Origin of the sequence: Chenggangzhangella methanolivorans (genome assembly GCF_042648545.1) — a bacterium.
In the GTDB taxonomy this organism is placed as follows: Bacteria; Pseudomonadota; Alphaproteobacteria; order Rhizobiales; family Methylopilaceae; genus Methylopila; species Methylopila methanolivorans.
On record NZ_JBHRXS010000016.1, the window covers coordinates 462488 to 472596 of the forward strand.

Below are 10109 nucleotides of genomic sequence, written 5' to 3' on the forward strand. Positions count from 1 at the left end.
CGCCGTCACCGCGCTTTGCTGCGCGGTCGGCGGCGTCTTCGCGCACAGCGAGGGCCTGCCGGAGCGCCTCTCTCCGGAGGTGCGCGCGGTCTACGGCATGATCCCGCCGGACCGCAGCCACGACCACTGCTTCGTCGACACCCGGGGCCGCACCGGCCCGACGCCCGACGACATTCGCGCCGGCCGCCTCTGCTCGCTCGGCGCGCCGCCCGAGGAAGGCCGACCGCGCTTCCTCGTATGGGGCGACAGCCACGCGGCGGCGCTTGCGCCTGGCATCTTCAAGGCCGGCGACGAGGCGGGCCTGAAAGGCCTGTTCGTCGGCGCAGGCTCCTGCCCGCCGCTCGAGGACTTCCGCACGCTCACCGCCCGCGACGACACCAACCAGCGCTGCCACGAGGTCAACGACGCGGTCTTCGATCTCCTCGCCAAGGAGAAGATCCCGCTGGTGTTCATGGTGGCGCGCTGGCCGCGCGCGGCGCTCGGAAACGGGTTCGGGGACGAGGGCATGTTCTTCGACCCCAAGAAGGTCGCGCCTCCCGTGCCGGGCGAAGCCGCCAAGTTCGCCGCAGCGATGGACGAGACGCTGGCCAAACTGCGGAGCGTGGGGGTGCGGCCCGTCGTGGTGCTCGGCGTGCCGGAAGCCGGCTACATCGTGCCCTACGCGCTCGCAAAAGCCATGATGGCGGGGCGCAAGGTGGAGCTCTCGCCGTCGGCCGAGGTCGTCGAGCGCCGGGATGGGCTGGCGTCGAAGATCATCCGCGAGGCGGCGGCCCGCCGAGGCGCGGACGTGATCGAGCCGGACTCCTACTTCTGCGACGCCAAGAAATGCGACGTCGTGCGCGACGGCGTCCCGCTCTATCGCGACGCCGACCATGTGACGCCCGCCGTCTCGCTCGCGCTCGCGCCGCTCTATTCGGCCGTGATGGAGAGCGAGGTGGCGCAAGGCCGCCCCGACGCGCCGACCCGCTGACAGAAGCCGTCAGGCGGCCTTGAGGAAGCTCATCGCCGTATCGGCGTAAACGCGTCGTTCGATGAGATCGAGGCCGGCGGGAATCGTCGTTTCGGCCTCGCTCGCTTCTTCCCACACGACGAGCGCGCCCTGGGCGAGCCAGCCGCCCTCGCGCGCCGAAGCGAGCGCCTGTTCGCCGAGCGCCTTGCCGTAGGGCGGGTCGCAGAACACGAGATCGAACGGCCCCTGGGCGATCGCGGGCCCCAGCTTGGTGGCGTCGCGCCGAAAGATCTTGGTCTGGCCGCCGAGGCCGAGCGTCTCGACATTGGCGCGCAGGCACGCGCGCGCCTCCGCGCCCTCGTCCACGAACACGCAGATCTTCGCGCCGCGCGACATCGCTTCGAGCCCGAGCGCGCCGGTGCCGGCGAACAGGTCAAGCGTCCGCGCGCCCTCGCACGGGTCGCCATAGGCGTGGGCGAGCACGTTGAACACGGCCTCGCGCAGCCGGTCGCTGGTCGGGCGGATGGCGCGCGAGTCCGGGGCCGGGCCCTTCAGCGCGCGGCCCTTGAACTTACCGCCGACGATCCGCACCGCCCGGCCGTCCCTTTCCGCCGCCCTTCGGGGCCCCGCCGCCCGGCCGCGGCCCCCTCGGGCCGCCGCTTCCGCCGCCCGGCTTCGGGCCGCGCGGGCCGCCGGACGGACGTCCGCCGCCGGGCCCGCCAGATCCTCCGCCCGGACGGCCGTCGCGCCTCGGGGGACGGGCGTCGCCTCGCGGCGGTCGGCCCTCGCCGCTCCGCGCCGGACGATCGCCGCGCGGGGGGCGATCGCCGAACGCCCGCTCGCCGCGGGGCTTGTCGCCGTCGCGCGGAGGCCGGTCGCCCTGCGGACGCGCAGCCCGGTCGCCCTGCGGGCGCGGGCCGCGGGGCCTGTCGCCCTCGGGCCGCGGACGCGGCGGGCGGTCGCCCCACGGACGATCGCCTTCGGCGCGCGGCGGACGGTCGCCGAATTTACGGTCGCCGAACTTGCGATCGCCTTGGGGCCTGTCGCCGTCGCGCGGAGGCCGGTCGCCCTGCGGACGCGAAGGCCTGTCGCCCTGCGGGCGCTGGCCGCGAGGGCGATCGCCCTCGGGCCGCCCGCGCTGCGGGCGGTCTTCTCGCTGCGGACGGTCTCCGCGCGGCGGACGCGGCCCGGACGGGCGCTCGCGCGCGGCCTCTCCCGAAGAGTCGTCGCGCCAGCGCGGCGTCGAGACGCGCGGACGGTCCGAGGGCGCGCGGGCGGGACGCTCCGCGGCGTCTTCGCGCGGACGCCGCTCGAACGCGTCGCGCCGCGGGCGCTCGCCCTCCGGCGCGCGGCGCGGCCTGTCGCCGTCGCCCCGGCTGAAGCGCTCGCCTGCGTCGCGGCCGCGCGGCGGGCGCGCTTGAGCGCCGTCGGCGCCGCCGAACCCACGTCCGGGACGGTCGCCGGCGCCGCGCGCAAATCCCTTGCCGCCGGCCTTGCCCGGCCCCTTACGCTCTTCGCGCTCCGGCCGCGGCGGGCGACCGGCGGCTCCGAAACGCTCGGCCGCGCCGGCGTCCTTCTTGCGGAACCGCTTCGGCGCCGCCTCGGGATCGGTCCGCGTGACCCGCTCGACCTTGACCTGCCTGCCGCGGCGATCGGCCACCGGGGCCGCGCGCTTGGTCCGGGTCTCGGGCGCTTGCGCATCCCCCGCCGACGTCGGCGCGGCCATGTCGCGCGGCCGCGCGATCGAGGCGCGGCGGCCGACGCGCTGCGAGGGATCCATCACGCGCCGGCGCTCGGGCTGCGCGTCTTCCTGGGAACGGCCCGCGCTGCCGCGGCCGCCGGTCTTGCGCGGCGCGTCCTCGCCGGAGCCGAAGACGGGCGCGTCGAAGTCGCAGCCCGCCTCTTCGGTGAGCCGCTTGCCGAGCTGGTCGATCAGCGTGCGGGTGCGCACCTCCTCGACGGCGCCTTCGGGCAGCTCGCCGAGCTGGAAGGGACCGAAGGAGATGCGGATCAGCCGGTTGACCGCAAGGCCAAGATGCTCGGCGACGCGCTTGACCTCGCGGTTCTTGCCCTCGCGCAGGCCGAAACGCAGCCAGACGTTGTCCTTCTGCTGCCGCTCGATCTCGGCGTCGATCGCGCCGTAGGCGAAGCCGTCAATCTCGACGCCCTCCTTCAGCTTTCCGAGCGCGTTCGCGTCGGTCTTGCCGAAGGCGCGCACGCGGTATCGGCGCAGCCAGCCGGTGTCCGGCAGCTCGAGGACGCGCGCGAGGCCGCCGTCGTTGGTCAGCAGCAGCAGGCCTTCGGTGTTGATGTCGAGCCGGCCGACCGTCATCACGCGCGGCATGCTCTCGGGCAGGATCGAGAACACGGTCTCGCGCCCTTCCGGATCATGCGTCGTCGTCACGTAGCCGCGCGGCTTGTGATAGAGCCAGAGCCGCGTCCGTTCGCGCTCGGGCAGCGGACGGCCGTCGACCTCGACCCGGTCGCCCGGCTCGACATTGTGGTTGGGGCTCGCGATGGTTTCGCCGTTGACGGCGACGCGGCCCTGTTCGATCCAGGCCTCGGCCTCGCGGCGCGAACCTAGTCCTGCGCGCGCGATCGCCTTGGCGAGGCGCTCGCCGGGGCGGCGTCGGTTCTCCTCGGCGTTCGCCTGAGCGTCGTCGGGCGCCGCGTCCTCGGTCGGGGCGGCGGGTGTATCGTCGGATCCGGTCATGACGGAGCGCGAGTAGCATGGCGGGATCACGTTGACGAGCGCCGAGACGCACAAGGCTGACAGGACGCCGATGGAGATCGCGCTCGAGGAGGCCCGCGCGGCGGCCGCGCGGGGCGAGGCGCCCATCGGCGCAGTGGTGACGAAGGACGGCGCGCTGATCGCCGCGGCCGGCAACCGCACGCGCGAAATGAACGACCCGACCGCGCACGCCGAGGTGCTCGTCATCCGCATGGCGTGCGAGGCGCTCGGCCAGGAGCGGCTTGTCGGCTGCGACCTTCACGTCACGCTGGAGCCCTGCCCGATGTGCGCCGGCGCGATCTCGTTCGCGCGCATCCGGCGGCTTTATTTCGGCGCCGAGGACGCGAAGGGCGGCGCCGTCACGTCCGGCGTTCGCCTCTACGACCAGCCGACCTGCCATCACGCGCCGGAGGTCTATCCCGGCTTCCTGGAGCGCGACTCCGCCGAACTTTTGCGCGCCTTCTTCCGCGAGCGACGGGACGTCCCCATATCCGGGGCGTGAACGAAAGCCTTCGCACGACGTTCACCGCCGGAGACGGCGCATGACCCGCGCCCGAAGGAGGCCTTCGCCGAATGACCGTCGTTCAGATCCTGCTCGCGCTGTTCCTGCCGCCGGTGGCGGTGTTCACACGGGTCGGCCTTGGACTCCATTTCTGGCTCAACATCATCCTCACCATCTGCGGGCTCGTGCCCGGTCAGATCCACGCCATTTGGGTGCTCCTGAGACGATGAACGCCACAGCAAGCGGCTTCGCAGGCCGCCTCCACGTCGACGACCGCGAGGCGACGCTCCAGCATCTGGAGCGGATCGCCGACATGCTCGACTCGCGCTGGCGCATCCCCGGAACCGGCTGGCGCTTCGGCCTCGACGCCGTCGCCTCCGTGGTTCCGGTCGCCGGCAGCCTGTCGACCGCGCTGATCTCGGCCTACATGATCAAGCGCGCGCACGAGCTCGGCGCGTCCAGGGGGACGCTCGTCCAGATGGTCGGCAACGTCGCGTTCGACGCGGTGGTGGGCTCGATCCCCGTGGTCGGGCCCGTGTTCGACCTCGCCGTGAAGGCCAACCGCCGCAACGTGCGGCTGCTGCGCCGGCACCTCGGCGGGCATACCCGGTACTGAGACGGCCCTGACCGCCAACGAAACCGCGCCGCTGCGAACCGGGACGCCACGCGTCCCGGTTGCTTGTCGACATGTCCGCCCCGTGTTGTGATCAGTCGATCACTCAAGCGGTCGAACCGGTCGGCCGCGTGACCATCGGGGAGTTTCAGATGAAGCGCGAACTCACGGCCGAAGAGCTCGACCTTGTCGGCGGAGGCGTCAGCGACGACGCGATCTACGGCGCGGCGCTCGGTTTCGCGGTGGCGGGCGTCGGGGCGCTGCTCGCCGTGCCGTCGATGGGAACCAGCACCGCGCTCGTCGTTTGGGGCTCATCGATCGCCTCGTCGGCGATCGCCTACGAGGTCGCGACCCAGTAAGGGCGCAGCTCGCCCCGCTTCGAAGGCCCGCCCTCCGGCGGGCCTTTTTGTTTCGCGGATCGAACTCTAGCCGAACAGGTCGTCCTGACGGGGCGGCTCCGTCTTTTGCGCCTCCGCCTTGCGCTTCGCCGGGCGCTGAGGCGGCGGAGCGGCGCCGTCGGTCGCGACCGCCTGCGCCTCGCCGTCGGCGAAGACCAGCGAGAGCGGCTGTCCGGCGTCGATCTCGGACGCGCGGCGCACGAGCGAGCCGTCGACGCCGCGCACCAGCGCGTAGCCGCGATCGAGCACCCGCTCGTAGCTGAGGCTTTCGGCGAACTTCCACAGCCCGTCGAGCTCGGCGCGGCGCTTGTCAAGCAGCGCGCGGCGGGCGCGCTCGGCGCGGGTCGCCAGAGCGTCGACGCGCTCGCGCGCCGCGGAGATCCGGCCCCGCAGCGTCACCGGCGACAGCCGCGCGCCAGCCGCCGCAAGCCGCGCCCGGTGGCGGCCTGCGTTGGTGGCGAGCGCGGGCCCGAGCCGGGCCGCCGCATGATCGAGCCGTTGCCGGGGAATCTGGACCAGCGCCTCCAGCGTCGGCAGGGCGCGAGAGGCCGATCGCAGCTCCACCCGACGCGCCTCGAGGCCGCGCAGGATGCCGGACTTCAGCCGCGCGCCGCGATCGGCGGTCGTCGCGAGAAGATCGGCGCGCACCGGCACCGCCATTTCGGCGGCCGCTGTCGGGGTCGGGGCGCGGCGGTCGGAGGCGAAGTCGATCAGCGTCGTGTCGGTCTCGTGGCCGACCGCGGAGATCAGCGGGATCGCGCTTTCGAACGCCGCCCGGACCACGATCTCCTCGTTGAAGCTCCACAGGTCCTCGAGGCTGCCGCCGCCGCGGGCGACGATCAGCACGTCGGGCCGAGGGATCGCGCCGCCGGGCGCCAGCGCGTTGAAGCCGCGGATCGCGGCGGCGACCTCCTCGGCCGCGGTCTCGCCCTGCACGCGAACCGGCCAGACCAGCACACGACGCGGAAATCGCTCGGCGAGGCGGTGGAGGATGTCGCGGATGACCGCGCCGGTCGGCGAGGTGACGACGCCGACGACTTCGGGAAGAAACGGCAAGGGCCTCTTGCGCTCGTCGGCGAACAGGCCCTCGGCGCCGAGGCGGCGGCGGCGTTCCTCGAGCTGCGCCAGGAGCGCGCCGACGCCCGCCGGCTCCAGCGCGTCGACCACGATCTGGTAGGCGGACTTGCCGGGATAGGTGGTGAGGCGGCCCGTCGCCACCACCTCCATGCCCTCCTCGGGCCGGAACTTCAGCTTCGAAAACGTGCCGCGCCAGCAGACCGCGTCGATCTTCGCGCCCTCGTCCTTCAGCGCGAAATAGGCGTGGCCCGAGGAATGCGGACCGCGATAGCCGGAGATCTCGCCGCGGACCCGCACATAGCCGAACGTGTCCTCAACCGTGCGCTTGAGCGACTGCGAGAGCTCGGAGACCGAGAGTTCGGGCGCGTTCGAAAGCGCGGTCGGCGACGTCGTCATGGGCGCGATTCCTCGATCACGCGCGGGAACTTAGCGGCGCCGGGGCGCGGGCGCGAGCCCATGGGGGAACGCCTCGCCGTCAAAAACGTTGAAAACAGAGCAAAAACCTTCCGAAAGGAGGCTCAGATGCGCATGCCAGCTCTCGCGGCGCTCCTCGTCGCGGCCCCGATCGCCGCCCAGGCGTCGCCGATCGAGATCATGAAAGGCCCGCCGCCCGCCGACGCGCCTGAAGTCAAGATCGAGGCGACCCAGTTCTCGACGCCGGAGGTCAAGGTGAAGGTCGGCCAGGCGGTCAAATGGGTGAACGCCGACGGCGCGACCCACAACGTCCATTTCCGCCGCGGCCCAGCGAAAGGCGCGGCCAACGCGCAAGGGCGCACGCTCAACGTAGGCGACGCCTATGTGGTGAGGTTCGCCCAGAGCGGCACGTATGAGTATATCGACACACTGCACTCGACCATGAAGGGCAAGGTCGTGGTCGAGTAAATCCGCCGAATTTTATACCGATTCCAAGTTTCAGTTCGAAATCATTCGAACTCGAACATCATCACTTCTTCGATGGAGAGCCGGCGGACGCTTGTTCGCCGGGTTTTTCGTATATATCCGACGCTTGTCGGTTCGATCGGCCGACGAAACCTAGAGATCGGATCCGTCCCGTTCCCGCGGAGCGCCGCTCATGCGGCGGTCGAACGCCGTCGTGCGCCCGCGGAGCCTCTCGGCCGGACCTCATCAAGAACAAGGAAGCGCCATGAGCACCGCCGACGCCCTGCCCGCCCTCGACCGGCGCATGTTTCTCGCGACCGCCGGCCTCGCCGCGGCCGCCGTGGTCATCGCCCCGAAAACCGCCCTCGCCCAGGAGACCCCGCCCGCGGAAGTCGTCGAAGGAGCCGGAGGCAAGGAGCAGGTGACCATCCAGAACATGGCCTTCGGCACGCCCGAGGTGAAGGTCAAGGTCGGCGAGAGCATCACCTGGACCAACAAGGACGACGGCATGGCGCACAACGTCCACTTCCGCAACGGGCCGATGAAGGGCAAGCCGGGCGCCCAGGGCAAGATGCTGAACCTGAACGACACCTACACGGTGAAGTTCAACCAGGCCGGCGAGTACAGCTACATCTGCACCCCGCACCCGATGATGAAGGGCAAGGTCATCGTCGAGGCGTAATCGCCGGCCGCCGGTTTCGTCCGGCGCGGAACGTCGATAGAAGGGCCCCGTCTCATTCGAGCCAGGGGCCCTTTTTCATATGATCGTCCTTCTCCTCGGCTCGGGCGGCCGCGAACATGCGCTCGCCGCCTCGCTCAAGAAGAGCCCGAAGCTCACGAGGCTGATCGCCGCGCCCGGCAATCCGGGCATCGCGGCGCTGGCCGAATGCTTTCCGGTCCAGGTCGACGACATCGACGGCATCGTGACGCTGGCGAAACACGAGGGCGTCGACCTCGTGGTGGTCGGCCCAGAGGCGCCGCTCGTCGCAGGCGTCGTGGACCGGCTCGACGAGGCCGGCATCCCGGCGTTCGGCCCTACCGCGGCGGCGGCGCAGCTCGAAGGCTCCAAGGCCTTCACCAAGGAGCTCTGCGCCCGAGAGAACATCCCGACCGCCGGCTTCCGGCGCTGCCGGACGGCCGAAGAGGGCCGCGCAGCGGTGGCGGCCTTCGGCGCGCCGGTGGTGGTGAAGGCCGACGGTCTCGCGGCCGGCAAGGGCGTGGTGGTGGCCGAAACGATCGACGAGGCGAACGCCGCCGTCGACGCGATCTTCTCCGACGGCGCGGGCGGCGAAGCCGTGGTCGAGGAGTTCATGGCCGGCGAGGAGGCGAGCCTGTTCGCGCTCGTCGACGGAACCACCGCCGTCGTGCTCGGCGACGCGCAGGACCACAAGCGCGCCTATGACGGCGACAAGGGCCCGAACACCGGCGGCATGGGGGCCTACAGCCCTGCGCCCGTGCTGAGCCCCGCTTTGGCCGAGCAGGCCATGGCCGAGATCGTCCGCCCGACCGTCGCCGCCATGGCCAAAAACGGCCAGCCCTTCGTCGGCTTCCTCTACGCCGGGCTGATGATCGGCCCGGACGGCCCGCGGCTCGTCGAATACAATGTGCGCTTCGGCGACCCGGAGGCCGAGGTCGTGCTGCCGCGGCTCGAGGACGATCTGCTGGAGCTTCTCCAGAAGGCCGTCGACGGCAAGCTCGCGGGCGTCGCGCCGCGCTTCCGCGACGAGACCGCGCTCACCGTGGTGCTCGCGGCGAACGGCTATCCGGGCGCTTACGAGAAGGGGTCGGAGATCCGCGGCCTCGAGGCGGCGGAGGCGCGCGACGACGTTTCGGTGTTCCACGCCGGCACCCGACGCGACGGCGACCGGCTGCTTGCGAATGGCGGCCGGGTTCTGGCCGTCACCGCGCTCGGCGCGGACGCCGCGGAGGCGCAGATGAACGCCTACGCCGCCGTCGACCTGATCGACTGGCCCGACGGCTTTTGCCGCCGCGACATCGGCTGGCGCGCGGCCGCGCAGGCCGAGGAAGGCTGAGGACGAGACCTTCGCCTCTCGGACTCAGGAACCGCCGCCGTCGCCCCGGCCGAAGAGCCGGGATCCATGAACACGACGGCGCAGATTTTTCGCGGCGCTTTGTGGTTCTGGATCCCGGGTCGAACCCGGGATGACGGGCCGAGGGTCGGGCGTCCAACGGGCGCCGCGAATTTTTTACGCCCCTGTCGGGATCGTCACGCTCCGATCGTCCTTCGGATGACACATCCGCGTCGAAGGAGACCCGACATGAAGCTCGAGCCCTACCTGTTCTTCAACGGCCGCGCCGAAGAGGCGATCGTTTTCTACGAAACCCATCTCGGCGCGACGCGCGAAATGCTGTTGCGCTTCAACGAGAGCCCGGACCCGGCGCCGCCCGGCGTGGTCCCCGAGGGGTTCGAGAGCAAGGTGATGCACGCCTCGCTGATCGTCGGCGGCAGCCGGTTGCTGATCTCCGACGGCTGCGATCCGACCCCCGCCAGCTTCTCGGGCTTCTCGCTCGCGCTCAACGTCGACGGCGTCGCCGCCGCCGAACGCGCCTTCAACGCGCTCGCCGAGGGCGGCTCGGTGCTGATGCCGCTGGGCAAGACCTTCTTCGCGGCGAGCTTCGGCATGGTGACGGACCGCTTCGGCGTCAGCTGGAGCGTGATCGCGGAATGCTGAGGCAGAACTGCCCGCCGCGACCTGAGCCCCCAACCTCGCGCCCTGCAGCGCCGACAACGCGGCGTTGCAGGGAATGCGCTTGGAATACCGCCAGAAATGCCTTATATCGCGCCCGTCAGGTGAATTGAGATATATCCACCTCTTTAGATGTGATTTATCCCGACGCAGCGGCCCGCCGTTCCGTCGACCGAGCGGGACGACCTCGCGAATGAGCAAATATCTCGAAGAGCGCGTGACGCATGTGCATCACTGGACCGAGACGCTGTT

Annotated in this window: 12 protein-coding genes; 9 read left to right on the forward strand and 3 right to left on the reverse strand. The window is 71.3% G+C overall.

Annotated elements, in window-relative coordinates; genetic code table 11:
* Positions 1–970 (forward strand): SGNH hydrolase domain-containing protein (locus ACFOWB_RS24085; RefSeq protein WP_378149824.1); only part of this gene is annotated, 970 nt, incomplete at its 5' end.
* 9 nt (positions 971–979) lie between these two features.
* Here ACFOWB_RS24085 and rsmD read toward each other — a convergent pair.
* Both rsmD and ACFOWB_RS24095 read right to left on the reverse strand, forming a co-directional pair.
* On the reverse strand, positions 980–1540 hold the full coding sequence (gene rsmD / locus ACFOWB_RS24090) for a 16S rRNA (guanine(966)-N(2))-methyltransferase RsmD (RefSeq protein WP_261404849.1): 561 nt from the start codon (positions 1538–1540) through the stop codon (positions 980–982).
* Positions 1521–3662, reverse strand: a complete 2142-nt coding sequence (locus tag ACFOWB_RS24095) for a pseudouridine synthase (RefSeq protein ID WP_378149826.1) — start codon at positions 3660–3662, stop codon at positions 1521–1523. The genes rsmD and ACFOWB_RS24095 overlap by 20 nt, the downstream gene beginning before the upstream one ends.
* Before the next feature lie 70 nt (positions 3663–3732).
* On the opposite strand from ACFOWB_RS24095, the gene ACFOWB_RS24100 reads away from it, so the two are divergent.
* The 4 genes from ACFOWB_RS24100 (at position 3733) to ACFOWB_RS24115 (ending at position 5154) form a co-directional block, all read left to right on the forward strand.
* Positions 3733–4182, forward strand: coding sequence for a nucleoside deaminase (locus ACFOWB_RS24100; protein WP_378149853.1), 450 nt, complete (start codon positions 3733–3735; stop codon positions 4180–4182).
* 71 nt (positions 4183–4253) lie between these two features.
* A complete protein-coding gene (locus ACFOWB_RS24105) occupies positions 4254–4412 on the forward strand; it encodes a YqaE/Pmp3 family membrane protein (RefSeq protein WP_261404852.1) in 159 nt (52 codons plus the stop codon).
* Positions 4409–4798: a DUF4112 domain-containing protein gene (locus ACFOWB_RS24110; RefSeq protein ID WP_261404853.1), complete on the forward strand. Its 390-nt coding sequence runs from the start codon at positions 4409–4411 to the stop codon at positions 4796–4798. The genes ACFOWB_RS24105 and ACFOWB_RS24110 overlap by 4 nt, the downstream gene beginning before the upstream one ends.
* A 149-nt stretch (positions 4799–4947) precedes the next feature.
* Positions 4948–5154 (forward strand): hypothetical protein, encoded by a 207-nt coding sequence (locus ACFOWB_RS24115; RefSeq protein WP_261404854.1) that lies wholly within the window; start codon positions 4948–4950, stop codon positions 5152–5154.
* Between the two features lie 66 nt (positions 5155–5220).
* On the opposite strand, the gene xseA is transcribed toward ACFOWB_RS24115, so the two are convergent.
* A complete protein-coding gene (gene xseA / locus ACFOWB_RS24120; RefSeq protein WP_261404855.1) occupies positions 5221–6666 on the reverse strand; it encodes an exodeoxyribonuclease VII large subunit in 1446 nt (481 codons plus the stop codon).
* A 126-nt stretch (positions 6667–6792) separates the two neighbouring features.
* Between xseA and ACFOWB_RS24125 the strand changes: the two genes are divergently transcribed.
* The 4 genes from ACFOWB_RS24125 to ACFOWB_RS24140 all read left to right on the forward strand — a co-directional run bounded on the left by ACFOWB_RS24125 (position 6793) and on the right by ACFOWB_RS24140 (position 9842).
* Entirely contained in the window at positions 6793–7152 is a 360-nt protein-coding gene (locus ACFOWB_RS24125) for a plastocyanin/azurin family copper-binding protein (protein WP_261404856.1), read from the forward strand.
* A gap of 262 nt (positions 7153–7414) precedes the next feature.
* Positions 7415–7831: a cupredoxin domain-containing protein gene (locus ACFOWB_RS24130; RefSeq protein WP_261404857.1), complete on the forward strand. Its 417-nt coding sequence runs from the start codon at positions 7415–7417 to the stop codon at positions 7829–7831.
* A 79-nt stretch (positions 7832–7910) separates the two neighbouring features.
* On the forward strand, positions 7911–9182 hold the full coding sequence (purD, locus tag ACFOWB_RS24135; RefSeq protein WP_261404858.1) for a phosphoribosylamine--glycine ligase: 1272 nt from the start codon (positions 7911–7913) through the stop codon (positions 9180–9182).
* A gap of 246 nt (positions 9183–9428) precedes the next feature.
* Positions 9429–9842, forward strand: a complete 414-nt coding sequence (locus ACFOWB_RS24140) for a VOC family protein (RefSeq protein WP_261404859.1) — start codon at positions 9429–9431, stop codon at positions 9840–9842.
* Positions 9843–10109: the final 267 nt, after the last annotated feature.

Bases quoted from the DNA above. Each gene is read 5' to 3' on its own strand.
- ACFOWB_RS24115 (WP_261404854.1), top strand. From the start codon at position 4,948: ATGAAGCGCGAACTCACGGCCGAAGAGCTCGACCTTGTCGGCGGAGGC.
- ACFOWB_RS24100 (WP_378149853.1), top strand. From the start codon at position 3,733: ATGGAGATCGCGCTCGAGGAGGCCCGCGCGGCGGCCGCGCGGGGCGAG.
- ACFOWB_RS24095 (WP_378149826.1), bottom strand. From the start codon at position 3,662: ATGACCGGATCCGACGATACACCCGCCGCCCCGACCGAGGACGCGGCG.
- ACFOWB_RS24130 (WP_261404857.1), top strand. From the start codon at position 7,415: ATGAGCACCGCCGACGCCCTGCCCGCCCTCGACCGGCGCATGTTTCTC.
- ACFOWB_RS24125 (WP_261404856.1), top strand. From the start codon at position 6,793: ATGCGCATGCCAGCTCTCGCGGCGCTCCTCGTCGCGGCCCCGATCGCC.
- xseA (WP_261404855.1), bottom strand. From the start codon at position 6,666: ATGACGACGTCGCCGACCGCGCTTTCGAACGCGCCCGAACTCTCGGTC.
- ACFOWB_RS24105 (WP_261404852.1), top strand. From the start codon at position 4,254: ATGACCGTCGTTCAGATCCTGCTCGCGCTGTTCCTGCCGCCGGTGGCG.
- ACFOWB_RS24140 (WP_261404859.1), top strand. From the start codon at position 9,429: ATGAAGCTCGAGCCCTACCTGTTCTTCAACGGCCGCGCCGAAGAGGCG.
- purD (WP_261404858.1), top strand. From the start codon at position 7,911: ATGATCGTCCTTCTCCTCGGCTCGGGCGGCCGCGAACATGCGCTCGCC.
- ACFOWB_RS24110 (WP_261404853.1), top strand. From the start codon at position 4,409: ATGAACGCCACAGCAAGCGGCTTCGCAGGCCGCCTCCACGTCGACGAC.